We start from the raw sequence: 24,685 nt of genomic DNA, 5'->3' as shown, positions 1-24,685 counted from the left end.
GCCCGCGTGGGGCCATTTCGAGAGGGCCGTGATGCCGCGCCGTTCCATCCTGATCTTCGCCGGCGCCTGTATCGCCATCGCCGCCGCCCTCGCGGTCGTCACCATGGTACTGGTCGGGCGCCAGCCGTCCGCCCCGATCTCCGCCGAGGTGACCTCGACCGGCCAGCCGCAGGTCGGCGGCCCGTTCCAACTGGTCAATGAGGAGGGGCAACCGGTCGATGAGACCCTGCTGAACGGCAAATGGTCGCTGGTCTTCTTCGGCTTCACCTACTGCCCGGACTTCTGCCCCACGACCCTCTCGATGCTGGAGGCGACAAAGGCCCGGCTGGGCGATCAGGCCGATGATGTGCAGCTGATCTTCATCTCGGTCGATCCGGCGCGCGACACGCCCAAGGCCATGAAGGACTATCTGTCGACCTATCCGATGGACGTCGTCGGCCTGACCGGCACGCCCGAACAGGTCCGCGCCGCCGCCGACGCCTATCGCGTGCTGTATGAGAAGGTCGGCGAGGGCGAGAACTACACCATGAACCACTCGCTCACGATCTATCTGATGGGCCCTGACGGGAAGTTCCGCGCGCCTCTGGGTCACGACATCGGCCCGGCCCGCGCCGCCGATATCATCAAGCGCAACATGGCGCGGGGCTGACCTTCCATACGTCCAATAATGACGCAGGCGGGGTGTAGTGTGTGGTCATGGACGGCCGCTCCCCGCGCCCGGCCTCGCGAAAAGTGCACTAAAGTGCACTCGGAAAAAATTTGAATGGCGTCCCACCGACCGCAACCGCGACCGCGTTCACGATTTCAGTGATCGCTGATTATCTTTTTGCAGTGCGGTATAATCTATGATGCCTTGCCGCACTCTTTGGCGGGGGCCGTCTCAGGACACGCATGCTGTATACGCTTCACGAGCTGGCCTACGCCTCGGCCGCTCCTTTCCGGATCGGGGCCCAGATGGCCCGGGACTTCTGGACCTCGCCGCTCAACCCGGCCGCCGACACCGCCCTCGGACGGACGGCGTTCGCCTCGGCCGAGCTGTTTGAGAGCATCACGCGCCGCTACGGCAAGCCCGCCTGGGGTCTGGATGTCATCACCATCGACAACCGGCCCGTGCGCACCACCGAGCAGGTCATCTGGTCCTCGCCCTGGTGCCGTCTGGTCCGCTTCGCCCGTCACGTCGGCGACCTGAAGCGCGCGGGCAAGCCGGCCTCCGCCCCGGCGGTGATGATCGTCGCCCCCCTGTCCGGCCACTACGCCAGCCTGCTGCGTGGCACCGTCGAAGGCTTCCTGCAGGACCACGACGTCTACGTCACCGACTGGTCCAACGCCCGTCAGGTGCCGATGCTCGAGGGCCGGTTCGACTTCTTCGACTACATCGACCACGTCCGCACCATGCTGGCCCAGATCGGCCCGCGCGCCCACGTCGTCGGCGTCTGTCAGCCCGGACCGCCCGTGCTGGCCGCATGCGCCCTGATGGCCGAGGACGAGGACCCGAACCGTCCGGCCTCCATGACCTTCATGGGCTCGCCCATCGACGCCCGCCTGTCGCCGACCGTCACCAACCAGCTGGCGGAGGAAAAGCCCTTCACCTGGTTCAGGTCGAACATGATCCACACCGTGCCCTGGCCCTATCCGGGCTTCGGTCGACGGGTCTATCCGGGCTTCGTCCAGCTCTACAGCTTCATGTCGATGAACGAGGACAAGCACATCGACGCCCACCGCCGCTACTTCGAGGACCTCGTCTCCGGTGACGGCGACGGCGCCCAGAAGCACGAGGAGTTCTACGACGAGTACCTGTCGGTGCTGGACCTGTCGGAAGAGTTCTATCTCCAGACCATCGACATCGTCTTCCAGCAGCACCTGCTGCCGCGCGGCCTGCTGGAGCACCGCGGGCGCAAGGTCGATCTGTCGAAGATCACGGACATTGGCCTGATGACGGTCGAGGGCGAGAAGGACGACATCTCCGGCGTCGGCCAGACCCAGGCCGCCCACGTCCTGACCCCCAACCTGCCCAACGAGCGCCGCGTCCTGTACGTCCAGCCCGAAGTCGGCCACTACGGCGTCTTCAACGGCCGTCGTTTCCGCGACGAAATCTACCCCCGCGTCCGCGACTTCATCGCGGCCAATGAGGCTCTCTGTGCAGTACCGGAACGGCCAGCGACTGCCGCCTGAGACGCTCGGCGTCCCGGTCCGGCTGTCGGTCAATCCGCGCGCGCGACGCCTGTCGATCCGCATTGACGGACGGGCCGGCGAGGCCGTGCTGGTCGCCCCGTCCGAGCGCAAGCTGGGCGAGGTCGTCGCCTTCGCCCGGACCAGGGCCGACTGGATGCGCGAACGGCTGGCCGAGCGGCCCGACAGCGCCCCGCTGGAGCCCGGCGCCGTGGTGCCCCTCTACGGTCGCCCGACCCTGCTGGTCGCGGTCGGGGGCGCGGGCGCGGCCCAACTGATCGACGGGCCGGACGGCCCGGTCATCCAGTCCGGCGGCGAGGGCGAGGCCTTCTCCCGCCGGGTCGAAAACCTGTTCAAACGGCTGGCCCGGCAGGTGCTGGTCGAGCGCACCGAGCATCACCTGCGGACCCTCGGTCAGCGCCCGGTGACCGTCTCCATCGCCGACACCCGCTCGCGCTGGGGCTCGTGCAGCCCGCACAACCGGTCGATCCGCTACAGCTGGCGCGTCATCCTGGCCCCGCCCGCCGTGGCCGACTATCTGGCCGCCCACGAGGTCGCCCATCTGGTCCATGCCGACCACAGTCCCGCCTACTGGTCGGTCGTCCACACCCTCGTCGGCGACCACCGCCCCTACCGCAAATGGCTGCGGGACCACGGCCCCGCCCTGCACGCGGTCGGGCGCTAGAAGAACAGCGGGTCCGACTTCTTCTCGGACTGCGGCGCGGGCTCCGGCCGGGGCTCATCGCGACGCGGCTGGGGCTGGGTCGGGCGAACCACCGGCGGGGTCTCCTGCCGGTTCGGGGCGGTCGGCCGCTGGGCCGGCTGCGGCTCGATCAACCGCTCGTCCAGTGGATCATCGCCGGCGTCGGCGGGCGGATTGTCGCCGAACAGGTCGCCGATCTGGCCGATCAGGCTCTCGACCGGGCTAGGCGGGGTCCAGCCTTCCGGCATGGGCGGGCCGTCCGGAATGGCCGGGGCGTTCAGGCGCGGCAGGGCCGCTTCCATGAAGCCCTTCCAGATGGCCGCCGGGGACGAGCCGCCGGTCACGCCGCGCATCGGGGTGTTGTCGTCCTTGCCGACCCAGACGGCCGTGACGAAGCCGCCGGTGTAGCCGACGAACCAGGCGTCCTTGTAGTCCGAGGTGGTGCCGGTCTTGCCCGCCACATCGCGCCCGCTGATCGCGGCCCCGCGGCCCGATCCGGAGGTCATCACGCCCCGCAGCATCTGGTTCATGTAGTAGAGATAAGGGTTGCTGATCGCCTGAACCGGCCCATCGGCGCGACTGGCGCGCTGATAGATCACCCGGCCTTCCGGCGTTCGAATGCGGCTGATGCCGTAGGCTTCGACCCGGCGGCCGCCGTTGGCGAAGGCGTCATAGGCCTGCGCCATCTCGATGGGCGAGACCTCGACCGCGCCCAGCGCCATCGCGGGCTCCAGACCGATGCGGCTGGTCACGCCCAGACGACGGGCGGTGCGGGCCACGTTGTCGCGTCCGACCTGATCGGCGACCCCGGCGGCGACGGTGTTGGTCGACTGCGCCACGGCGTTCGCCAGCGTCATCTCGCCGTTGAAGGTGCCGGAGTAGTTGCGCGGCGACCAATTGCCGATCCGGATCGGGGCATCGTTGACGCGGGTCTCGGGCGTGTAGCCGCTCTCCACCGCCGTCAGATAGACGAAGGGCTTGAACGCCGAACCCGCCTGACGCCGGGCCTCGGTGGCGCGGTTGAACTGGCTGTCGGCATAGGAGCTGCCGCCGATCATGGCGCGCACCCGGCCCTCGCCGTCCAGCGCCACCAGCGCCGCCTGCTCCACGCCCTTCGAGCGATCCCGCTCAAGGATGCGGCGGACGGACCGTTCAGCCTGGGTCTGCAGGGTCAGGTCCAGCGTGGTCTCCACCACCATGTCCTCGGTCGGCTCGCCGACCAGCTCGCGGATTTGCTTGTCCAGCCAGTCGATGAAGTACTGGGCGTGCTGGGTCGCCAGGGTGCGCGAGACGCGCACCGGCTCGGTCACGGCTTGGGCGCGCTGTTCCGGCGTGATGACGCCCGCATCGACCATCTCGTTCAGCACGACGGTGGCGCGGTTGGCCGCCCGTTCGCTCTCGGATACCGGGGAGTAGCGCGACGGCGCCTTCAGCAGGCCCGCAAGCAGGGCGGCCTCGCCGACCGACAGATCCTTGGCCGACTTGTCGAAATAACGCTGCGACGCGGCCTCGATGCCATAGGCGCCGGCGCCGAAATAGACCCGGTTCAGATAGAGGGCGAGGATCTCTTTCTTGGTGAACTTCATCTCCAGCCAGACGGCCAGCATCAGCTCCTGAACCTTGCGCTTCATGTTCTGGTCGGGAGACAGGAACAGGTTCTTGGCCAGCTGCTGGGTCAGGGTCGAACCACCCTGCACCACGCGCCCGGCCCGCATGTTCGACACCACCGCCCGGCTCATGCCGATCGGGTCAAAGCCCGGGTGGTGGTAGAAGCGGCGGTCCTCAATGGCGATGAAGGCTTCCGGCACATAGTCCGGCAGGGCGTCCAGATCGGCGGGCGGCGCCTGCTGGGTGCCGCGCACCGCGATCAGGGCGCCGTTGCGATCCAGATAGGTGATCGAGGGCTGGCGATCGACGTTGTAAAGGGTCGAGGTGTCCGGCAGGTCGCGAGCGAACACCGCGAAGAACACCACCAGGAAGATGACGCCCCAGACGCCCAGTACGGCGCCCCAGTAGAGCACGCGCTGCAACGGCGTCCGCGCCGGCTTCTCGCCGCCACCACCCCGTCCGAAGCTGAAGCCACCGGCCATCTATAACCTCACCCAACCCGTCCAACCGGCCTTAGCCGATCAGACGGTGCACGGAAATCCAGAACCTGTCTTCACAGGACCGTGAAGGCGATTTCCGCCGAAAGGATGACCTTACCGGGCCCTATTCTAAAAACGCGTTCACCTCGGCGGCGAAGGCGGCGGGCTGGTCCAGCATGATGAAGTGGGCGCTGTTGTCGATCCGCTTCAGCTGAACGCCCGGCAGGGTGGCGTAGGACATGCGGTAGATGTTGTCGGTGAACTCCGCCGTCATGCCGGGAACCTCGAAGGCGACATACAGAACCTCGACCGGCGCGGTGATGCGGGCCAGCTCCGGACGAAGGTCGGTCAGCAACAGCTCACGGTAGGCGTTCTGCGAGGTCGTTCGGTCGCTGGTTGCGGCGTCCTCGAGCGGACCGGCGCGCAGGCTTTCGGTCCTGATCATGCCGGTGACGGTGGCGGCGGCGCGGGCGCGATACTGCTCGTCGCTCATCCCCGCGCTCATGGCGGTGAACTGGTTCACGGCCGGGGTGACGCTCTCCACGGTCGGATTGACGCCCGGCGCGGCGAACATGGCACCCATGAAGGGGATCATGTCCACGACCATCAGCTTGCCGACGCTGTCCGGGTGGCGCGCCGCCAGCATCATGCCCATCGTGCCGCCCATGGAGTGACCGATGACGATCGGCTTGTTCAGGCCCTGCTCGGCGATATAGCGCGCCAGGTCCTCGGCCACCGGCGCCGCGACAGGGCCCGTCGCATTGTCCTCGGCCGGCGCGCCGGCGAAGCCCTGAACATGGATTCGGTGGATGCGGTAGCGATCCTTTAGTTGATCGGTCAGGCCGTCCCAGACCTCCGGCGAGGAGCTGAGGCCCGGGATCAGGATGATGTCGCCCACCGGATGCTCCGGCCCATCCACCCGGACGTGGAAGCGACCGGACTCAAAGTCGGCATGGCGGTGGCCGTGTTGGTCGCCGTGGGCGGCATGCGCGCCGTGTTCCTGGGCGAGCGCGGGCGCGGCGAGCCCCATCAGAAGGCAAGCGGCGATGGCGGTCATGGTCTTCATGGCGTTTCCCCCTTGGGCGGGCCGATCACCCGCCATTGTCGGTTAGTCGGCACAGGGGGCGTGATTGGATGCGCGCGGTCAAGACTTCCCGTTCCGGCGGCGCTAAAGAGAAACCATGACCCTCGCCGATCCCGCTCCGGTTTCTCCCAGAACACCCGAGGCCAAGGCCCCGCCGACCGCCTTCGGCAAAGGCTTCGTGCTGGACACCTGGTATTTCGTCGCCCTGTCGCGCGACGTGAAGCCGGAATCGCTGAAGCGCCATGAACTGTTGGGCGAACCCGTTCTGATCGGCCGGACGAAGGCGGGCAAGATCTTCGCCATGCGCGACATCTGCCCACACCGCGCCGCGCCCCTGTCGGCGGGGCGGGTCGTGAACAAGCCCGGCGAGGGCGAAACGGTCGAGTGCCCCTATCACGGCTGGCGCTTCCGGCCCGACGGCGTCTGCGCCAGCATCCCGTCACTGGTTGAGGATCAGGCGTTCGAGGCCGATCGGATCAAGGTGCGCGCCTATCCCGTCCGCGAGAGCCAGGGGATGGTCTTCGTCTGGGTCAGCGCCGACGCCCGCCTCGGCGGTGAGCCGGATCACGAGCCGCCGATCTTCCCGGGCGCGACCGGCGAGGCCAAGCTGGTCGAGTGGATGGATTTCGACAGCCACATCGACCACGCCGTCGTCGGCCTGATGGACCCCGCCCACGGCCCCTTCGTCCATCAGCAATGGTGGTGGCGCTCGGAGCATTCGATGCACGAGAAGGCCAAGGCCTTCGAACCGCGCGAGCTGGGCTTCTCGATGGTGCGTCACGCCCCTTCATCGAACAGCCGCGCCTACAGGATTCTGGGCGGGGCCCCGGCGACCGAGATCACCTTCCGTCTGCCCGGCTATCGCTGGGAGCATATCCAGGTCGGCCCGAAACAGGTGCTGGCCCTGACCTGCCTGACCCCGGTCACCGAGACGAAGACCCGAATCACCCAGATCTTCTGGTCCGATCACTGGATCTTCGACCTGATCCGCCCCTTCCTGCGCATGGGCGTGGTCGCCTTCCTGAAGCAGGACGGCGGCATGGTGAACCTGCAAAACGAGGGCCTGCGCTACGACCCGGCGCTGATCTGGATCGACGACGCCGACAAGCAGGCCAAATGGTACCAGCAGCTGAAGCGGGAATGGGCGAGAAGCCGCGCCGAGGGCCGTTCCTTCGAGAACCCGGTCAAGGCGACGACGCTACGCTGGAAAAGCTGAAGCGCTTCCAAAGGGCGCCATCCCTCACGACGCGGGCGTTCGCGGCTTGAGCGCGAAATGACAAAGGCCGCAGCGGATGCTGCGGCCTTCAATCAATCAGATGTGCGCGAAGCACCAGGCCGCGTCGGGTCGGCAGGTCCCGAAGGGCCGATGGTCCGCGGCCCTTGCTATTGTCGCGAGATCACGCCGGCGAGGATCAGGTCGATCTGCTTGCCGATCTGGGCCGTCAGTTGCTCGATGCCCCAGTTGTCGTAGGCGGCGAAGCGGTAGTTGCCGACGTAGGCGACATAGACCAGCTCGCTGAGCAGGCGCACGTCGGTGTCTTGCCCCAGTTCGCCCTCACGAACACCGGTCTGGATCACTTCGGCGATGATGCCGGTGACCGGACGCAGGGCGGCGCGGCTGCGCATCTCGGCGGCGACCGGCTGGAACCACGAGCGGGCGACCACGGCCTGAACCAGCGGCAGATGCTCCAGCTGGGCGTGATAGGCGGCGGTCAGGGCGGCCAACAGACGGCTCCGCAGATCGCTCTCGGCGGCCACGGCGGCCTTCAGCGAGTCGGCCAGACGGCCCATGTCCTCGGCCAGAACGGCTTCGAACAGCTCGGCCTTGTCCTGGAAGTTGGCGAACACGGCGCCGGTCGACATACCGGCGCCCTTGGCGATGTCCCGGATGGTGGCGGGCTCATAGCCGCGCTCGGCGAAGAGCGCGCGGGCGGCGTCCAGAACCTTCTGGCGGGTGCGGACCTTGGCGGCCTGGCGACGGTTGAGGCGGGGGGCTTCAGCCTCGCTATCGGAGGCGGTCTGGACGGAGCTCAGGGCGATATCTCGCATGAAAAACGGTTACTCGACTAAGCAGCGGGGGAGGACCGCCGGCACGAAAAAACGCCTCAAGGGCGGGATTCAGACGCGGGGAAGCGCGCCCTCCGCCAGACCATTGTCCGGCGAAGGTGCGCACTCATCACGCAACGATGACCAAATTTGGGTGCACAGGTTAACAGCCAGACTCGTTGCTCGGTTAACGGTTCAGCTTTGCTGCTCCGTCGCGCCCTGACGACGATTTGTTGACCTGAGCGCCCTCGGGAGGCGCTCCCCTTTACTTTCGGGCATGGCGTCCTGGAACAGTTTCCTGAACCTGTCCCGGCGCTCGTGAATGGACGCCAGGACCAGCCCCATGGGCACACCCAGGTCGACCAGGGTGTTCTCCGCCAACTGCAGGCTGGCCTCGGTGGTTTCCGGAACCGCGTCGGTGACGCCCAGTCGATACAATCTTTCCGCGTGCTTCGAATCCCGGGCGCGGGCGATCAGGATCAGGTCCGGGCGCAGCGACCTCGCCGCCGACACGACTTCATCAACCTTTGCGGGAAAATCCATTGTAACCACCATCGCGCGGGCCTTTGCGATCCCGCACCGCTGAAGCATGTCGACGTTACCCGCATCGCCGTAGAAGACATTCGAGCCTTCGGACCGCCCCTTCGAAACGGTCGAGGCGTTGGCGTCCACGGCCACGAATTTTTGTCCGTGTTCGGCCAACAACTCTCCAACCAGCCGACCAACCCGCCCGAAGCCGACGACCAGAACCTGCCCCTCGACCGAAGGGATATGCATCGCCTCGGGCGCAAGATCGGGTTGAGTTGGCGCCACCTTGTTCGCAAGACGATCCGCAAACATCGCCATCAGAGGGACAGTAAATATACTTATCGTCGCGGCCAGCATCACCGTCCCGGTGAATCCGGGCGAGGCGATGCCTTCGACCAGACCGGCCCCCAGAATGACGAAGGCGAACTCCCCCGCAGGGCCCAGCACCAATGCGGTCTCGATCGCCGTGCGATTTTTCACGCCCCACAGCCGCGCCGTTCCGTAGATCAGACCGGCCTTGAGCAGGGTCAGCAGAATCGCCAGTCCGAAGACCGCCACCGGATCGGCCGCGACCGCGTCCAGATCCAGCCCGATGCCGACCCCCACGAAGAAGACGCCGAGCAACAGCCCCTTGAACGGCTCGATGGACACCTCGATCGCCCGCCGGAACTCGGTCTCGGCCAGCAGAAGGCCCGCGACCAGCGCGCCGAGACTCATCGACAGCCCGGCCGCCTGCGCGCCCAGACCCGCGCCGACGACGACCAGCAGACAGGCCGCGACGAACATCTCCTGCCCGCGTCCGCCGGTCTGGGTCTTCGCCACCGACCGGAACAGCGGCCGCAGCACCAGCCGCCCCAGCACCACGAGAAGCCCCAGACCGATCGCGGCGGGCACGAGGGTGAACAGGGCCGGCCGCAGCACCGCCGGATCGAACTCTCCCCCATCGGTCGCCCCGCTCTGCGCCAGCGCCGCCAGAACCGTAACGGTGATCAGGATCGGCGCGACAGCCAGATCCTGCGCCAGCAGGACCGAGAAGGTCGTCCGGCCCGATGCGCCGCTCAGTCGCCCCCGCTCGGCCAGCACCGGCATGACCACGGCGGTCGAGGACAGGGCCAGCCCCATGCCCAGCACCGCCGAGGACACCAGCGGCTGCCCCATCAGCATGAAGACCGCCGCCAGCCCGACCGTGCAGACCGCGACCTGGCTGAGCCCCAGACCGAACACCATGCGGCGCATCGCCTTCAGCCGCTCCCACGACAGCTCCAGACCGATCATGAACAGCAGGAAGGCGACGCCCAGTTCCGAAAGGGCGCGCAACTGGTTGGCGTCCGAAATCGTCAGCCAGCCCAGCCATGGAACCGCATCCGCGAAACGCGCCAGACCGTCCGGCCCGAGCAGAACCCCTGCCGCCAGAAAGCCCAGAACGGGGCTGATCCTGAACCGGTTGAAGAGCGGAACCACCACCCCGGCCGCCGCCAGGAAGACCAGAAGGTCCTTGTACTCGCCGCCACCGCCGTGATGAGTCATTCGCCCTCCGTACGGTTCAGCCTACAGGCTGAAACGACGCCATGTCCGGGTTTCCGTCGATTCATGACAAATAATTCAGGCGACAGCTTCTGAGGCGGGCGTAGGGTCCGCGCCGCCCCTTTAAGGTTGGTGAAAAGAAGTCCGGAAACCCACGCATGAAGAAGCTGCTTATCGGCGCCGCCCTCGGGGCGCTGCTCCTGCCCGCCGCCGCCCAGGCCCAGTCCTGGACCGACACTGACGACCACGCCTGTATCGATGAGGCCTGCACCGTCTTCGAACTCTTCCAGGCGCCGACCCAGGGCGCCGCTGTTCAGGGCTATCAAGGCACCGTGGCCCCGCGCTACGGAACCTGGGGCTTCGACCTCAACGGTCGCGACACCTCGGTGAACCCGGGCGACAGCTTCTTCCGCTACGCCAACGGCGCCGCCTATGACCGACTGCAGATTCCGTCGGACCGCACCTCCTACGGCTCCTTCAACCTGCTGCGCGAACTGTCCGACAACCGCGTCAAGGAAATGATCGACGAACTGGTCGCCCGCTCGGACCTGACGCCGGGTTCGGACGAGCAGAAGATCGCCGACGCCTACCGCTCCTACATGGACGTGGCCCGCATCGAGGCGCTGGACGAACAACCGCTGCAGCCCTATCTCGCCGCCATCCAGGCGGCGGACACCCACGACAAGATGGCCGTCCTGATGGGGTCCAGCCAGGGCCGCATCGGCGCTTCCATCTTCGGCACCGGCATCACCATCGACCAGAAGGCGCCGACCCGCTACGTCGTCTCGACCGGCCAGTCGGGCATCGGCCTTCCGAACCGCGACTACTATCTGGAAACGCGCTGGGCCGAGAAGAAGGTGCTGTATCAGGCCTATGTGGCGCGCATGCTGGGCATGATCGGCTGGGCCAACCCTGAACAGGCCGCGGCCGACATCGTCGCCTTCGAGACCAAAATCGCCGAGGCGCACTGGACCCCGATCCAGAACCGCAACCGCGACGAGACCTACAATGAGTACACCATCAGCCAGCTGGCGTCCGAGGCGCCCGGCTTCCCGTGGCAGGCCTACTACAACGCTGTCGGGGTGGGCGAAGTCCCGCGCCTGATCGTCCGGCAGGACACCGCGATGCCGAAGATCGCGGCCATCTATGCCGAGACGCCGATGTCGGTGATTCAGGCCTGGCAGGCCTTCCACACCGTTGACGACGCGGCTCCCCGCCTGTCGCAACGCTTCTCGGACGCCCAGTGGGAGTTCCGCTCGCGTGACCTGAACGGCCAGCCGGCCCAGCGTCCGCGCGACAAGCGCGGCATCAGCTTCGCCGAGGGCATGCTGGGCGAGGCCGTCGGCCGCCAGTACGTCGCCGAGTACTTCCCCGCCGAGTCCAAGGCCAAGATGGAAGAACTGGTCTCCAACCTGCGTCTGGCCCTGTCCCATCGCATCGACAACCTGACCTGGATGGGCCCGGAAACCCGCGCCGCCGCGCAGGAGAAGCTGGCCAAGTTCACCGTCAAGATCGGCTATCCGAACAAGTGGCGTGATTACTCGGCGCTGGAAATCCGCCCGGACGACCTGTTCGGCAACGGCGAGCGCGCGGGCCTGTTCCAATGGCAGTACCAGCTGAACCGCCTGAACCAGCCGGTGGACAAGGACGAGTGGGGCATGACCCCGCAGACCGTCAACGCCTACTACAACTCCGCCAATAACGAGATCGTCTTCCCGGCCGCCATCCTGCAGGCGCCGTTCTTCGATCCGGACGCGGACCCGGCCGTCAACTACGGCGGCATCGGCGGCGTGATCGGTCACGAGATCGGCCACGGCTTCGACGACCAAGGCTCCAAGTCCGACGGCGACGGCGTGCTCCGGAACTGGTGGACCCCCGCGGACAAGGCGAATTTCGACGCCCTGACCACCCGCCTGGGCGCCCAGTACGACCAGTTCGAGCCGATCCCGGGATTCCATGTCCAGGGCGGCCTGACCATGGGCGAGAACATCGGCGACGCCGCCGGCGTGGCCGTGGGTCTGGAAGCCTACCACCTGTCGCTGGGCGGTCGCCCGGCGCCGGTGCTGGACGGCACGACAGGCGACCAACGCTTCTTCTACGGCTGGGCCCAGGTCTGGCAGTCGAAGTACCGCGACGACGCCCTTCGCAACCAGATCGCCACCGATCCGCACAGCCCGGCCGAGTTCCGGGTTATCGGCCCGGTCCGTAACGTCGACGCCTGGTACGACGCCTTCGGCGTTCAGCCGGGCACGAAATACTACCTGGCTCCGGAAGACCGCGTCCGCATCTGGTAAGCGGATCGCGCTGAAAAGACAGAAAGGCCGGAGCGCACGCTCCGGCCTTTTTTGTTTGGCTGCGGTCAGAAGGCTCCGCCTTCCCGATCCGACGCGGCCTGGCGCTTGGTGCAGGCTGACCGTGAGGCAGCGGTGACGGAGCGCGCTCGAGCAGCGAGGCTCCGCAAGCCGCGCGATAGCGCCGGAAGCCGCGCTCAAGCAGCGAGCGACCGCGTCGCAAGCGCTAGCGCCACCAAGTATGAGACAATAAAAAAGCCCGCCGCGGGGGATACATCGCGGCGGGCTTTCTTTCGCTCTTGTCGAGCGGACGTTTCCTCCCCGAAACGCCTCCGGGCTGCAGCTGCGTCGAAACGCTGCGCTTCCCGAGTGCGTCAGAAAGACGACAATTCCCGTCCCAAGTCAATCAAGACCCTGACGCCGTCAGGGATTTTTCCTTTGTTATCAGCGATAACTCACGCAGCTGTGCGTCAGTGACCGACGATACGCCGGACCGTGGCCACAAGTTCACCGCGAGGAACGACCCGCTGACCCGGCCGCTCGGCCTTCCAGGCCTCGTTGTCGGCCACTCCGGCCGCGGCGGCGCGACCCGCGTCGAGATCCTTGACCGTAACGGTTCCGGCCGCGATCTCGTCCCCGCCGAGGATGATGGCGGCGGGCGCGCCCCGCCTATCCGCGTACTTCATCTGGGCCTTCAGCCCCGCCTTGCCGAGATAGAGCTCAGCGGCGATCCCGGCATTGCGCAGCTCGGACACCGCGTCGAGGTAGTGCTGCATGTCGGCCTCGGAGAAGACGATCACGACCACCGGGCCGCGCATGGCATCCTCGTCGCCGCGCCCCGCCGCGCGCAGGGCCGAGGCCAGGCGCGAGACGCCGAACGAGAAGCCCGTCGACGGCAGACGCTCGCCGGTGAAGCGGGCCACCAGGTCGTCATAGCGACCGCCGCCGCCGATGGAACCGAAGCGCACGGCGCGGCCCCTCTCGTCGGTCGTTTCCAGCAGCAATTCGGCCTCGAACACGGCGCCGGTGTAGTACTCCAGCCCCCGCACGATGGTCGGGTCGAAGCGGACGGCGTCCTGCCCGACCTTCATGGCGTTCAGGGCGCTGTCGACGGCCGCCAGTTCCTCCAACGCCCCCTCGCCGACGGCGCCCAGCCCGCCCGCCCGCGCCACGGCCTCCAGCGTCTCCGCCCGGCCCAGGGCGGCGTCACCCGCCGAGGCGAGGAAGGCTTCGATGGTCGAGGCCACCGCCAACGGCAGCTGCGCACCCTTGGTGTAGTCGCCGGATTCATCCAGACGCCCCTCGCCCAGCAGGGCGGCGACGCCTTCCCAACCCAGACGGTCGAACTTGTCGATGGCTCGCAGGGCGGTCAGCTTCTGGACCGGATCGGTCACGCCGCCGGCCTCGAACAGGCCGTCGAACAGCTTGCGGTTCGAGACACGGATAACCGCCTGCCCCGGAGCCAGACCGGCGGCCCGCAGGCCCTCGCAGGCCATGGCGATGATCTCGGCGTCGGCCTCCGGGCGATCCGAGCCCACGGTGTCGGCGTCGCACTGGACGAACTCGCGGAAGCGGCCCGGCCCCGGCTTCTCGTTGCGCCACACCGGCCCGAAGGCATAGCGACGGAAGGGTTTGGGCAGGGTCTCCCAGTTCTGCGCCGCGAAGCGGGCCAGCGGCGCCGTCAGGTCATAGCGCAGGGCCATCCACTGATCATCGTCGTCCTGAAGCGCCAGCACGCCCTCGTTCGGACGGTCCGTATCGGGCAGGAATTTGCCGAGGGCGTCGACATATTCAAAGGCCGGCGTCTCCAGCGGCTCGAAACCCCAGCGCTCATAGACTTCCGACACCCGATGCACGAGGCGGCGCTCGGCGACGAGATCGCGACCGCGGCGGTCGGCGAACCCACGGGGATTGCGGGCTTCGGGGCGGATGGGAGCGTTGTCGGTCATGCCGCGCGCTTAAGCCAAAGGCCGCGCGCGAGCAACGATCAGGCGGCCTCGCGCTTCAAAAGAGGCACCGCCCGGCCATAGGTCAGGCAGCGCCACAGCCACTCCAGCGGCCCCATGGTGAACACCGACAACCACAGGGGCGACCAGATCAGCTGGGCGATCCAGACGCCGCCAACCACCAGCCACAGCTGCGCGGGCGGCACGGTTCCGAACCAGTGCAGCCCCCAAGGCATGTAGAACAGGGTCGCCATGATCAGGGTCTGGGTCAGGTAGTTGGTGAAGGCCATCCGCCCCACCGGCGCCAAAACGCCGGTGACGACCTTCAGCCCGAACCGGGTCATCAGGATCAGCAGGCTGACATAGGCCAGGGTGATCAGCGGCGCGAAGCTGCCCAGCACCCCGGCCAGCCCCTTCGTCGGGTCCGGGGTCCCGTGCGGGGCGGCGTAGAACTGCCAGTCGTACCAGCCGAAGGCCGCCAGATTGGCGCCTCCGATCAGCAACAGCAGGACATAGACCCATGTCGGCGAGCGCCCGGTCAGGAAACCCGACTTGAACAGGCCGAGCCCAAGCATCATCAGCCCCGCCGTGATCGGAACGAGCGTCAGGCTCATCAACTGCAGGAAGACCGCCGCCTTCAGGTTCTCGATCTGCGCGCCCGGCCAGCCCGCCTGATAGGCCTGGATGATCGCCGTCAGCTGCTCCGGCGTCGTGGCGAAGGGATTGCCGCCCTGCGCGGCCTGCGCATCGCCCGCCATCAGGCCCGCCAGCAAGGCGGAGCCGACCGAAAGCACGGCGAAGACGGCGTTCAGCGCCGCCCCCGTCCAGAGCAGCCGCCTGGCCGACCAGGACCGGGCCATCATCACCAGCATGCCGCTGTAGGCGTAGTGCAGCAGGATGTCGCCGAACCACAGGGCGAACCCGTGGATCAGGCCGAACAGCCCCAGCCAGAGCAAGCGCCGCCACAACAGGCGGCCCCGCGCCTCATCGAACCGCTCGCCGCCGATCAGGAAGATCGACACCCCGAACAGCATCGAGAACAGCGAGCGAAACTTGTCCTGGAAGAAGACATCCTTTGCCCACTCCGCCGCTATGTTCGCGGTGTCGTGCGCCCACATCGGCGGCAGGGTCGGGTCCATCTCCAGCGCCATAGGCCAAGCGAAGGCCATGGCGTTGACACCCAGAATGCCCAGGATCGCCAGACCCCGCAGCATGTCCAGGGTGAAGATGCGGTCCTTGACCGCGATCGGCGCGAGCCGCGCGCTGGAACCGGCGTCTGTGGCGGTCATGAATTGCTCCCCCGAGTAGGGCCGGAAAAGTCGCCGCGTGACCGGACACCGTCAAACCAATTCGCCGTAAGGTTTCAGGCGGCCCCGTCGCGATACAGGTCGCGGCCCATGACGCCGAGGCGATCCCGCACCTCCGGCTGGGGCGAGAAGGCGATGAAGGCCACGCACAGGCCTGCCCACAGGGCGTAGGCCACCCCGATCACGGCCGCGAAGGGCATGCCCGCCACGCCGTAGATCAACAAGGTCGTCTCGCTGCTGCCGACGCCCTCGCCCAGATTGGCGGCGTTGATCCACTGCAGAACCAGCTGCCAGACCGTGAACAGGGCGGCCAGAATGACCGCCAACAGGCCGCCGTAGAACATGAAGCGCCAGACGACGCCCAGCCGGGTGGCCGGTCGTCCCGACCGCCTGCGCTCACGCGCCAGCAGCCAGAGGATCGCCGGCACCCCGATCAGGCCCAGGATGAACAACTGCAGCCGCCAGTCCATCTCGAGACCCGGCATCCAGTTATGCGGCCTCCAGATCGCCAGCGTGATCCACAGCGGGGGCCAGCAGACCGCCGCGACGACCGCCAGCACCGTCCGCTGCGGCTCCTTGCGCCAGGCCACGCGTTGCTGGCCCGGGAAGGTCTCGGGCTTTTCGAAGCGGGAGATCATCGGGTCGGAACCGGCGTTTCGCCGGAATAGTCATAGAAGCCCCGGCCCGACTTGCGGCCCAGCCAGCCGGCCTCGACGTACTTCACCAGCAGCGGACAGGGGCGATATTTGCTGTCCGCCAGCCCGTCGTAGAGCACGTTCATGATCGCCAGAACGACATCCAGCCCCATGAAGTCGGCCAGTTCCAGCGGCCCCATCGGATGGTTGGCGCCGAGCTTCAGCGCCTTGTCGATCGACGAGACGTTCCCGACGCCCTCGTACAGGGTGTAGATCGCCTCGTTGACCATCGGGACCAGAATCCGGTTCACGATGAAGGCGGGGAAATCCTCGGCATTGGTGGTGGTCTTGCCCAGCGATTCCGCGAAGGCGACCGCGGTCTCGTAGGTCTCCGCCGAGGTGGCGATGCCCCGGATGATCTCCACCAGCTTCATTACCGGCGCCGGCTTCATGAAGTGAAGGCCGATGAAACGCTCGGGGCGATCCGTGGTAGAGGCCAGACGGGTGATCGAGATCGACGAGGTGTTGGACGCCAGCAGGGTGTCCGCGCCCAGATGCGGCACGAGGTCCAGCAGGATCGCCTTCTTGACGACCTCGTCCTCGACGGCGGCTTCAATCACCAGATCAGCCTTGGCGGCCTCGGCCAGCGAAGAGGTGGCGGTGATGCGCGACAGCGCGGCGTCGGCGTCGGCCTGGGTCGTCAGTCCGCGACCGATCTGGCGCGACAGGCTGGCCGCGATCGCGCCCAGCGCCTGCGGCACGCGATCGCCGGCCGCATCGTAAAGCTTCACGTCATAGCCGCCCGCGGCCACCGTCTGGGCGATACCCGCGCCCATCTGGCCCGCGCCGATGATGGCGACTGTCTTGATCGTGGTCATGTAGTCCGGTCGTCTGTCAGGCCAGCGGCCCCGTGGGCGGGCACCTTAGGACGGTCGCCGAACGGTGCAAGCGCGGAACGTCGAGTCAGCCGCGAAGACTGACAGGCGTGACCTCCGCGCCGCGCCGGTCAGTAAGGAACCAGGCTCAACAGCGCTGCCTTGGAGGCGGGCAGCAGATAGGTCTGGACGCCGGTGATCAGGATCCAGGCGATGATCGGCGTGATGTCGATGCCGCCCAGCGACGGGATGATCCGCCGCAGCGGAGCCAGCACGGGGCCGACGATCCGGTCCAGCGCCATCGCCAGCGAGGACACGAAGCGGTTCCGGTGGTTGATCACGTCGAACGCGAACAGCCAGCTCAGGACGGCGTTGACGATCAGCGCCAGCACGAACAGGCGCAGCAGCGTCTCGATGATGAAGAACAGAAACTCGATGATCGCCGCCATGCCGCGGAACGCTCCAGCCGTCAGTTGATCCGCGCTTCTAGCGGGACCGGCGCTCTATCGCCAACATTTCCGTCGCCCGGCGGCCCTACGCGCATGCGACCGGTTGACACCACCGGCCCGCCGCTCGTATGTCGCCCGCTCGCCTGCACCCGACGATCCCGTGGGGTTTGGGGGGCCGTAGCTCAGTTGGTAGAGCGCGTCGTTCGCAATGACGAGGTCAGGGGTTCGACTCCCCTCGGCTCCACCATCCCAACCCAAGCGGTTGAGATGGAAGGACAATCCGGCGAAATCAATACCTTAGCCTGTCGGAACGCCCTGTGTCTGCTACACATGGAGCAATGAGTGACATGCCAACCGGACTAATCCGCAGGAATGCCAGCTACAGCCTGCGGCGTCGCATCCCTCTCGACTTGATTGCGACTTACAAAGGTCGGAAAGAGATCGTCCGCGCCTTGGGAACCAAGGATCGCGAGGAAGCCAAACGACTTCACGCCGAGGCTTGGGTGGCGCTGGATCGCGAGTTCGCCAGTGCGCGCCAAACAGCCGGACCAGACCCTGCGCCGCCCCCTACTCCCGAAGTAGGGATGCGGGAAAAAATAAGACAGATACTCGCCGCAAACGCTGGCAAGCCCCGCCCGCTGCTGACCCCCGACGAGGCCACCTATCAGGTCGAACAAGCGGAGTTGTCTTTCCGGGAATGTTTCGAGGAAGAAGCCCGATACGAGCAGCGAGAGTTCGCACGCCTCAAGCTTCTCGCCGTGCTGAACGTCGCCGATCCAGACATCTTGTCAGAGGAGCAAATGGCGCTTCGGGACCTTCTCTCGGATGCCAAATGGGATCTGGAGCAAACGAAGGCTCAACTGACCTCGGCTGAGAACCGAAGCGCACCGCTAGATGCTCCCGGCCCCGCTCCGGTGGCGACAGCCAGTGTATCTCAGACATCAACCCTCAAGGATGTTATCGACCGATGGGCGAGGGAGCGTCAGCCTACCGATAAGACGGTCAGGGCACATATCTCTGTGATCGACTGGTTCATCGCCCGAACGGGGGTTGATCGTGCAGACATGGTCGAGCCCAACCATGTCCAGCATTTCAAGCGCACCCTTATCAGCGAGGGCACGTCGGCACCGAACATCAAGACAAAGCTATCCCGCCTCCGCACTATTATGAGCTTTGCGGAGCAAGAAGGGACGATCACCACAAACCCCGCCAAGGACGTTCAAGCACCACCGTCGAAGAGCGGAAAAGCTCGCCTGCCGTGGTCAACGAACGACTTGAATGCCCTTTTCGCTGGAGAGGTACACGCCGCTGGCGCACGCCCCGTACGGGGCAAGGGTGAGGCCGCTTACTGGCTACCTATTCTCGGGCTTTTCACAGGCGCTCGTCGCGAAGAGCTAGGACAGCTGAGACATAGTGACATTGTGCAGGTCCCCTATGATGACGACGGCACCGACAAAGTCGCTTGGCACATCAAGATTGGGCAGGACGCACAAGGGCGCAATCGCCTCAAGACGGCATCCAGCGAGCGGATGGTTCCCCTTCACCCAAAGATCATTGATCTGGGGTTTCTTCGTTACGTGGACACACGGGGAACGGATGAGCTTCTGTTTGATCTCAAACCCAATCGAGACGGCCGCCTGACGGAAAAATGGGGTGAGTGGTTCAGGGAGTACCGCCGAGCGTGCGGCATTACCGATCCACGTGTCGACTTCCACTCGTTCCGCCACACCTTCAAAGACTTCTGCCGCGAAAGCGGAATTGAGGAAGGCGTCCAACGTCAGATGATGGGGCACAGCGCAAGAGACGTTGCGGACGGCTACGGCAACGGGTTCAGCACTCTCGCCATGGTCAAAGCCATATCGAGATATCGTATTCCGAGACTGAAGCTAGCGTCACCCCCTCAACCGAATACGTCTCTCATATCCAGTTAGTACTCCAGTTTTAATCTCGGTTACCCCCACCACCCCCACAACCAAACTTACCATGGTATGTGTGTGTTGCTCGTAGGCTAGTCCGTCTCTCCCTCTTCCTACTCCTACAACAGAGGCGCAGTCCTCCAGAGGTTGATGTTCCGGGGGTATGAAGAGGGTTCAGACGGGTTTTATCTTACCATCGGCTGCGTTGTGCGCTGCGTAAGGAAGCCCGTTGATCGCGGCTAGCGCTAGGCTGGCCTCTCCCGTGCGATCATGCCTGTTCTAATGTAAGGCCCCCGCCTGATGGCGGACATTGCCAAGGGGTGTTTCCCTTGTTCGTAACGGTATCGATTTAACCCACCCTCAGAAACGATAGGTATCGTCTCCTAGACCGCGCGACGGTTGGAAGCGGTTAGGGCTGCCAGCAAGGGAGTTGGCCTCCACGAATTTTCTGTCGTTCTGTGTAGTCCAGGTATCGCGTTTCGGCGGTCCGTGACGCGCTCAAGCCTAAAGTCGTGCTTCGCCGGCAAGCGCGGCGACACTGCACTGGAGTGCATCGGCTATCGCCATAAGGGCGACAAGGCTTGGATTGCGCTTGCCTCTTTCCACTTCGCCCATGTGCGTTCGGTTGATGCCTGCCTGATCCGCCAACGCTTCCTGAGACAGCTTGAGCGACTGCCTGCGCGCACGGATTGCGTCGCCCAGACGGACGAGCGAGCGTTGTTGATCCTGACCGACAGCGAGCCTTGGCACATGGCGAGGCTCACCGGATGTTGGATTTACGCACCACCTGATCTATGCACCAATCGTGACGCTTGTTGGTTGGAGGAGAACCTAGGTGGAGTTCGTTGTCGGTGGGATCGTCGTAGCGCTCGCGGTGTGGGCGTTCATCTCGCATCAAGGCAAGAAGGCCGACGAGGCGCTGGATCATGCGTTCTACTCAGCGATGCGGGAGGCCAAGGCGACGCTGGGTGAAGACGAACTAGTCTTGCTCGGCGAGCAGGCTCTCAAGCTCGAAGCGGAGACGAAGGCGCAAGTGACATCTGGCGCTATGTCTCGTCAGCGCGCCGATAGAATGCTGAAGCAGGCTCTTATCCGGAGCGCCCATGCCTCCATCGAGGTGAGGCGGATGTTCAACTCACCGTCCCGCGCCTAGCCCATCTTCGCTAGGCTCGCATCGCCAGCGGCGGTAGGGCGCTGTGCGCAGTACCGTTTCACTGTCGCGACGGACAATCCGAACTGCCGGGCGGTCGCCGCGATACTGGCCCCGTTCTCCCGCCTCCAGAGGGCGACGGCAGCGCCGTCCGCTGCCTTGGGTCGCCCGAGCCCCTCTTTGCCCCTGTGCGTCCTCCCTGTGGCCTCCAGCGCCGCTCTCGCCGCGTTCCGGCCAGCTCGCGTTCGTTCGGCGATGCGCTGGCGCTCCATGTCCGCGATCTGGGCCAGCACCGCGAGGATCAGTTCGCCGACGCCGCGACCGATTGGGCCCAATCCATGCACGTGGACAGTGACCCCCAGGTCGAGCAGGCGGCGTACCGTGGCCTGCACGTCCAGCGCATCCCGGCCTAGCCGGTCAACGGCATAGACATACAGGGTATCGCCGCTGCGAGCCTTGGACAGAAGATCAGCAAACCCCGGACGGGAGGCGGCGAGGGTGGCCCCGCTCACACCTTCGTCGGCGAACTCCTGATCGAACCCGCCACCAAGTGCGGTGCGTTGGGCGTCGATGGTCTGGTCCCCGGTGCTGACCCGGTAGTAGGCGAGGCGATGCATGGTGGCTCACAAGTTAGGGCTGACGTTTCCCTAGCTCATAAGGGTGGCGCAAATTTCTGTCAACATATCTTATGAGCCATGGCTCACAGGTTAGAACTTTAGAGCCGGGCCGAAGTGCGACGCTAGCAGGCCGGGGCACGGGGCATCGCTGTTGCGTGATGCTCGGATCCTTCTCGCGCATGACCAAGAAATTTTTTGATCCTACCCGTCGCGGCGGTTCAGAGCCTACAGGTTCTGAGCCCCTTCACGGAAATAGGAACCGCCCCACCCCAACGGGGGGATACTGGCTCGTAAATAGCTCTGAGTGGGCTCTCGCACGGCAACATCAAATTTTGGCCGCCAAGTAGCTCCGTCACGCTCTGGTGACAGCGCGCTACTCTGGGGCGAGGAGGTTTGCACGTACCACCTTCACAAGGCTAAGGTTCGGCCTTTGCCGTATCGAGGAAGCGATGAAGCAAGGCCTCCCAGCAAACAACGGGCTTTCAGACTTCGTCCTAGGTGTGCCGGAGCTATTGCCCCGAGCTGCTGGCGAACCGCTGCTGACAGATGTTCAGTTCGCATCGTTGGAAGCTGGTGTAGCAACGGGGGCCGACCTGTTAGTCAGTGCGCCGACCTCAACCGGGAAGACCTTAATTGGATGGTGGGCAATCGCTTCGGCAATAAAGTCCGGGGGGCGCGCCGTTTATCTCGTCTCTCACCGAGCCCTCGCCAAGCAGAAGTTTGAAGAAGCTCAGCGGCTCTTTCTCAATGGCCTGTTTGCAGGAGACCGATCCGCTATCGTTTGCGCCACCGGTGACGGGGTGGAAGATGCATCCGGCCGAAAGACCAATGCACCTCTCGCGGCTTCTCTCGTGGTTGCGACATACGAGAAATTCTTGGGATGCCTGTCCGTCGGGGGCCCGCCGAAGGACCTCACTGACACTGCAATCGTCTGCGATGAAATCCAGCTAATCGGAGATGCTCACCGGGGTCGAAACGTTGAGCTTCTCCTGACCCTGCTTCGGCGGTCAGGTTGGCGGCAGCTTGTTGGCCTGTCGGCGGTGATAAGCGCCGATGACGGGCAATCGTTGGCCGATTGGCTTCGTCTCGGCCTCGTGCGGAACGTTACACGAGAGAAGGCCCTCAGAATTGAATGCCGAACGCCGACCCATATCCTGGAGGTATCAGCCTCGCCCGGCCATGTGGGCGAGCTTACCCAGCGAGAGGGTCGAGCAAACCAAGGGCCGCTGGACATCGTAGGGGAACTTCTCGCGAGGCCGGGCGCGGGTCCCGTCATCACGTTCTGCATGAAGGTGGACCAGACATACGAGCTGTGCCGTGATTGGTCCGCCAGAAGGCCTGAAACAATGCGCGTCGTCGTCCCTCAAGGACTGGAGTTGGATGCCCAACTGAGGAGCGCCCTCGGTCGGCGCGCAGCCTTCCACAACGCTGAACTTGGCGAGGATGAGCGGCTCTACGTAGAAGAACGGATCGCTAGCGGTCTCGTTGATGTGGTTTTCGCAACGAGCACCTTGGCCGCCGGGGTGAACTTTCCTCTTGGAAGCGCGGTGTTTGCCGCTTGGAAGCGCTGGAACTTTGATCGGGGCCGCGCGGAGCCTATAGGCCGGGCCGAGTTCCAAAACATGGCTGGTCGCGTCGGTCGAATGGGCCAAGCTGCTGCCGAGGGGCTGGTTATACTAGCCGCCGATGGAGGCGCATCTGCGAACCAAGCCTCGCAGTTGATGGATCTATCAGCCCAAGACGAACTCGGTATCGGGATCCATCCGGAAGACTTCGGAAGCCTCACCCTTCAGCTCTTCGCTGGTAGGCTCTGCGCAAACCGCAGAGACGCCTTTGACCTCATTGCATCGACATTGAGCGCGTCCCGAGAAGCGGCGCTGGGAGACGGAACCGTTAACCATTGGGAACCCGAGCTGAACGCCCAAATCGACCGGCTGGTGAGAGCAGGCTGCTTGATTGAGGGGCGCTCGCAGGTATCGGCAACGGCGTTTGGTGTGGCTGTCGCTCGGAGTGGTTTGAAACCCGAAACCGTCCTCTTCTTCATAGAAGGCTTGGTTCGTCGCTCAGTCGAACTTTCCGAAATGCTACCTAGCGACGAGGAGCCAGGCACCGAAGATGATTTGCTGTTCGTACTCGCACACGCAGCTCTTACGTCGCCGGAGTTTAATTCTGAAGGTGGCGAAGCAACTCGCCGCATAAACTGGCGCGTCGGACGAATGCTGGTGGGCAACGATTTCGCGCGGCGGCTCGACCGCCTCCTGTGGGAGCGACCGTGGCAGGCCGACGTCTCGGCGTCCAACGGTGCCTTGCTGGTCACCGGGTGGGCCGCTGGGGAGACTAGGCTTCAGCTAGACGCGCGGGTGCCCGGCGTACGCCTCGGGGTCATCGAAGCCACGGCCCGGGACGTGGCTTGGATACTCACGGGGATCGCAGAAATCATTGCGGAGATGACCTCGCCCGTGCTCGCGGATGAAAGCAAGCCGGAAGCACTACGGGGGAGCGGTGCGCAGACGCAGGCTGCGCGAAGGCTCGCGCGATCGTTTAGACGCGTCGCCTCTCGCATCGCTTCCGGACTGCCGTCTGACATCCTTTGGATGACTAGTCTTGAGCTTCGCAATGCCGCTCGCCGCCGTTTGACGCGGACCCAGATGCTTGCCCTACGACATCAAGGGCTCACGAGGCCGCACGAACTGATGGATGGCGGCGCGCCAGCCGACGAGAGACGCCGGCTGGCTCTTGTAGCCGGGGAGGAAGGTCCAGCGCTCGCCAATCAAGTTCGGGATGCAGCCCGCATTTGGAAACAGGACGAGCGCGAGCATTTTAGACGGCTACATGTTCGCCGGGCCGAGAGAATGCAGGCAGAGGCGATAATTGCGGCCATGTATGATGCGAGAGGCGACGCTCTCGAAGCTGTGTTCGAACAGGCCATGTCGCTAGTGGCGGTAGGGTGCGAACGTCTTGATCAGCCCGGGAACCAAGCTCATCCCGACTTCCTCGTGACCATAGAGGAATTCCCGTCGATCGTCGTCGAGTTGAAGACGAAGGCCAACGACGCTGCGCTTGTCCCTCTTAACGCAGCCACGGAAGTGCTCAGTGCATCCGAACTAATTGGGCTCGGCGGCAGCTTCTGCGTCACTGTTTGCAGCCCCGGCGTCGAACCGAACGTGCCGGGTATTATTGAGCGGTGTGGAAGGCTTTGTGTCGTTTCGACCTCCGATTTGGCAGAGGCTATTCTTCGTCTCCGCGAGGGGAGCCTTACACGCGAAGGGCTGTACAACTGGCTGACCACGCCGGGCGTGGCGCTGCGTGAAGACCTTCCGCATCCGAGGTAGGTTCCGCGATCACTCCGAGCCAAATC

General features: G+C 65.3%; 19 protein-coding genes and 1 tRNA gene. 9 read left to right on the top strand and 11 right to left on the bottom strand.

Annotated features, from left to right (window positions below; all coding sequences use genetic code 11):
- Nucleotides 1–31: 31 nt before the first annotated feature.
- The 3 genes from FKQ52_RS01650 (at nucleotide 32) to FKQ52_RS01640 (ending at nucleotide 2,854) form a co-directional block, all read left to right on the top strand.
- Nucleotides 32–649, top strand: a complete 618-nt coding sequence (locus tag FKQ52_RS01650) for an SCO family protein (RefSeq protein WP_141625568.1) — start codon at nucleotides 32–34, stop codon at nucleotides 647–649.
- Between the two features lie 242 nt (nucleotides 650–891).
- Nucleotides 892–2,172: a polyhydroxyalkanoate depolymerase gene (locus FKQ52_RS01645; protein ID WP_141625567.1), complete on the top strand. Its 1,281-nt coding sequence runs from the start codon at nucleotides 892–894 to the stop codon at nucleotides 2,170–2,172.
- Complete coding sequence (locus FKQ52_RS01640; protein WP_240811706.1) at nucleotides 2,126–2,854, top strand: M48 family metallopeptidase; 729 nt, start codon at nucleotides 2,126–2,128, stop codon at nucleotides 2,852–2,854. The genes FKQ52_RS01645 and FKQ52_RS01640 overlap by 47 nt, the downstream gene beginning before the upstream one ends.
- Here the strand turns inward: FKQ52_RS01640 and FKQ52_RS01635 are convergent.
- Both FKQ52_RS01635 and FKQ52_RS01630 read right to left on the bottom strand, forming a co-directional pair.
- Entirely contained in the window at nucleotides 2,851–4,962 is a 2,112-nt protein-coding gene (locus tag FKQ52_RS01635) for a transglycosylase domain-containing protein (protein ID WP_141625566.1), read from the bottom strand. The genes FKQ52_RS01640 and FKQ52_RS01635 overlap by 4 nt on opposite strands.
- Nucleotides 4,963–5,083: 121 nt before the next feature.
- Complete coding sequence (locus FKQ52_RS01630; RefSeq protein WP_141625565.1) at nucleotides 5,084–6,025, bottom strand: alpha/beta fold hydrolase; 942 nt, start codon at nucleotides 6,023–6,025, stop codon at nucleotides 5,084–5,086.
- 115 nt (nucleotides 6,026–6,140) lie between these two features.
- Here FKQ52_RS01630 and FKQ52_RS01625 point away from each other — a divergent pair, with 115 nt between their 5' ends.
- Nucleotides 6,141–7,259 carry an aromatic ring-hydroxylating dioxygenase subunit alpha gene (locus FKQ52_RS01625; protein WP_141625564.1) on the top strand — a complete coding sequence of 373 codons (1,119 nt, stop codon included), beginning with the start codon at nucleotides 6,141–6,143 and terminating at the stop codon, nucleotides 7,257–7,259.
- Between the two features lie 167 nt (nucleotides 7,260–7,426).
- Here the strand turns inward: FKQ52_RS01625 and FKQ52_RS01620 are convergent, their stop codons facing one another.
- On the bottom strand, nucleotides 7,427–8,092 hold the full coding sequence (locus FKQ52_RS01620; RefSeq protein WP_141625563.1) for a TetR/AcrR family transcriptional regulator: 666 nt from the start codon (nucleotides 8,090–8,092) through the stop codon (nucleotides 7,427–7,429).
- A 192-nt stretch (nucleotides 8,093–8,284) separates the two neighbouring features.
- Nucleotides 8,285–10,144: a cation:proton antiporter gene (locus FKQ52_RS01615; protein ID WP_141625562.1), complete on the bottom strand. Its 1,860-nt coding sequence runs from the start codon at nucleotides 10,142–10,144 to the stop codon at nucleotides 8,285–8,287.
- A 155-nt stretch (nucleotides 10,145–10,299) separates the two neighbouring features.
- On the opposite strand from FKQ52_RS01615, the gene FKQ52_RS01610 reads away from it, so the two are divergent.
- Nucleotides 10,300–12,435, top strand: coding sequence for a M13 family metallopeptidase (locus FKQ52_RS01610; RefSeq protein ID WP_141625561.1), 2,136 nt, complete (start codon nucleotides 10,300–10,302; stop codon nucleotides 12,433–12,435).
- Between the two features lie 467 nt (nucleotides 12,436–12,902).
- On the opposite strand, the gene hisS is transcribed toward FKQ52_RS01610, so the two are convergent.
- The 5 genes from hisS to FKQ52_RS01585 all read right to left on the bottom strand — a co-directional run bounded on the left by hisS (nucleotide 12,903) and on the right by FKQ52_RS01585 (nucleotide 17,644).
- Nucleotides 12,903–14,381: a histidine--tRNA ligase gene (gene hisS, locus FKQ52_RS01605; protein WP_141625560.1), complete on the bottom strand. Its 1,479-nt coding sequence runs from the start codon at nucleotides 14,379–14,381 to the stop codon at nucleotides 12,903–12,905.
- A gap of 38 nt (nucleotides 14,382–14,419) precedes the next feature.
- Nucleotides 14,420–15,667: a DUF418 domain-containing protein gene (locus tag FKQ52_RS01600; RefSeq protein WP_141625559.1), complete on the bottom strand. Its 1,248-nt coding sequence runs from the start codon at nucleotides 15,665–15,667 to the stop codon at nucleotides 14,420–14,422.
- Nucleotides 15,668–15,741: 74 nt separating this feature from the next.
- On the bottom strand, nucleotides 15,742–16,323 hold the full coding sequence (locus tag FKQ52_RS01595) for a phthalate transporter (protein ID WP_141625558.1): 582 nt from the start codon (nucleotides 16,321–16,323) through the stop codon (nucleotides 15,742–15,744).
- Nucleotides 16,320–17,198 carry a 3-hydroxybutyryl-CoA dehydrogenase gene (locus FKQ52_RS01590; RefSeq protein WP_141625557.1) on the bottom strand — a complete coding sequence of 293 codons (879 nt, stop codon included), beginning with the start codon at nucleotides 17,196–17,198 and terminating at the stop codon, nucleotides 16,320–16,322. The genes FKQ52_RS01595 and FKQ52_RS01590 overlap by 4 nt, the downstream gene beginning before the upstream one ends.
- Before the next feature lie 128 nt (nucleotides 17,199–17,326).
- Nucleotides 17,327–17,644 carry a YggT family protein gene (locus FKQ52_RS01585; protein WP_141625556.1) on the bottom strand — a complete coding sequence of 106 codons (318 nt, stop codon included), beginning with the start codon at nucleotides 17,642–17,644 and terminating at the stop codon, nucleotides 17,327–17,329.
- A 171-nt stretch (nucleotides 17,645–17,815) separates the two neighbouring features.
- Here FKQ52_RS01585 and FKQ52_RS01580 point away from each other — a divergent pair.
- Both FKQ52_RS01580 and FKQ52_RS01575 read left to right on the top strand, forming a co-directional pair.
- Nucleotides 17,816–17,891: transfer RNA gene (locus FKQ52_RS01580), tRNA-Ala, on the top strand.
- Between the two features lie 91 nt (nucleotides 17,892–17,982).
- Nucleotides 17,983–19,575 (top strand): DUF6538 domain-containing protein, encoded by a 1,593-nt coding sequence (locus tag FKQ52_RS01575; protein ID WP_141625555.1) that lies wholly within the window; start codon nucleotides 17,983–17,985, stop codon nucleotides 19,573–19,575.
- A gap of 489 nt (nucleotides 19,576–20,064) precedes the next feature.
- Here FKQ52_RS01575 and FKQ52_RS16850 read toward each other — a convergent pair whose 3' ends face one another.
- Nucleotides 20,065–20,310 (bottom strand): helix-turn-helix domain-containing protein, encoded by a 246-nt coding sequence (locus FKQ52_RS16850; protein ID WP_141625554.1) that lies wholly within the window; start codon nucleotides 20,308–20,310, stop codon nucleotides 20,065–20,067.
- Between the two features lie 85 nt (nucleotides 20,311–20,395).
- On the opposite strand from FKQ52_RS16850, the gene FKQ52_RS01565 reads away from it, so the two are divergent.
- Nucleotides 20,396–20,713 (top strand): hypothetical protein, encoded by a 318-nt coding sequence (locus FKQ52_RS01565; RefSeq protein ID WP_141625553.1) that lies wholly within the window; start codon nucleotides 20,396–20,398, stop codon nucleotides 20,711–20,713.
- Here the strand turns inward: FKQ52_RS01565 and FKQ52_RS01560 are convergent.
- The gene (locus tag FKQ52_RS01560; protein ID WP_141625552.1) at nucleotides 20,710–21,327 is read right to left on the bottom strand and encodes a recombinase family protein; all 618 of its coding nucleotides are present in this window, start codon (nucleotides 21,325–21,327) and stop codon (nucleotides 20,710–20,712) included. The genes FKQ52_RS01565 and FKQ52_RS01560 overlap by 4 nt on opposite strands.
- A 362-nt stretch (nucleotides 21,328–21,689) precedes the next feature.
- Here FKQ52_RS01560 and FKQ52_RS01555 point away from each other — a divergent pair, with 362 nt between their 5' ends.
- Nucleotides 21,690–24,659 carry a DEAD/DEAH box helicase gene (locus FKQ52_RS01555; RefSeq protein ID WP_205750820.1) on the top strand — a complete coding sequence of 990 codons (2,970 nt, stop codon included), beginning with the start codon at nucleotides 21,690–21,692 and terminating at the stop codon, nucleotides 24,657–24,659.
- The last annotated feature ends 26 nt before the right edge of the window (nucleotides 24,660–24,685 follow it).

The sequence above is a fragment of the Brevundimonas sp. M20 genome, assembly GCF_006547065.1.
Taxonomy (GTDB): Bacteria; Pseudomonadota; Alphaproteobacteria; order Caulobacterales; family Caulobacteraceae; genus Brevundimonas.
The sequence above is the reverse complement of the archived record's forward strand: the minus strand, read 5'-3'. Positions and strand labels throughout refer to the sequence as shown.

Excerpts from the sequence above, each read along its gene's own strand:
- FKQ52_RS01600 (WP_141625559.1), bottom strand. The coding sequence starts at position 15,667 with ATGACCGCCACAGACGCCGGTTCCAGCGCGCGGCTCGCGCCGATCGCG.
- FKQ52_RS01650 (WP_141625568.1), top strand. The coding sequence starts at position 32 with ATGCCGCGCCGTTCCATCCTGATCTTCGCCGGCGCCTGTATCGCCATC.
- FKQ52_RS01585 (WP_141625556.1), bottom strand. The coding sequence starts at position 17,644 with ATGGCGGCGATCATCGAGTTTCTGTTCTTCATCATCGAGACGCTGCTG.
- FKQ52_RS01640 (WP_240811706.1), top strand. The coding sequence starts at position 2,126 with ATGAGGCTCTCTGTGCAGTACCGGAACGGCCAGCGACTGCCGCCTGAG.
- hisS (WP_141625560.1), bottom strand. The coding sequence starts at position 14,381 with ATGACCGACAACGCTCCCATCCGCCCCGAAGCCCGCAATCCCCGTGGG.
- FKQ52_RS01635 (WP_141625566.1), bottom strand. The coding sequence starts at position 4,962 with ATGGCCGGTGGCTTCAGCTTCGGACGGGGTGGTGGCGGCGAGAAGCCG.
- FKQ52_RS01620 (WP_141625563.1), bottom strand. The coding sequence starts at position 8,092 with ATGCGAGATATCGCCCTGAGCTCCGTCCAGACCGCCTCCGATAGCGAG.
- FKQ52_RS01590 (WP_141625557.1), bottom strand. The coding sequence starts at position 17,198 with ATGACCACGATCAAGACAGTCGCCATCATCGGCGCGGGCCAGATGGGC.
- FKQ52_RS01575 (WP_141625555.1), top strand. The coding sequence starts at position 17,983 with ATGAGTGACATGCCAACCGGACTAATCCGCAGGAATGCCAGCTACAGC.
- FKQ52_RS01615 (WP_141625562.1), bottom strand. The coding sequence starts at position 10,144 with ATGACTCATCACGGCGGTGGCGGCGAGTACAAGGACCTTCTGGTCTTC.
- FKQ52_RS01610 (WP_141625561.1), top strand. The coding sequence starts at position 10,300 with ATGAAGAAGCTGCTTATCGGCGCCGCCCTCGGGGCGCTGCTCCTGCCC.
- FKQ52_RS01560 (WP_141625552.1), bottom strand. The coding sequence starts at position 21,327 with ATGCATCGCCTCGCCTACTACCGGGTCAGCACCGGGGACCAGACCATC.
- FKQ52_RS01625 (WP_141625564.1), top strand. The coding sequence starts at position 6,141 with ATGACCCTCGCCGATCCCGCTCCGGTTTCTCCCAGAACACCCGAGGCC.
- FKQ52_RS01595 (WP_141625558.1), bottom strand. The coding sequence starts at position 16,323 with ATGATCTCCCGCTTCGAAAAGCCCGAGACCTTCCCGGGCCAGCAACGC.
- FKQ52_RS01645 (WP_141625567.1), top strand. The coding sequence starts at position 892 with ATGCTGTATACGCTTCACGAGCTGGCCTACGCCTCGGCCGCTCCTTTC.
- FKQ52_RS01630 (WP_141625565.1), bottom strand. The coding sequence starts at position 6,025 with ATGAAGACCATGACCGCCATCGCCGCTTGCCTTCTGATGGGGCTCGCC.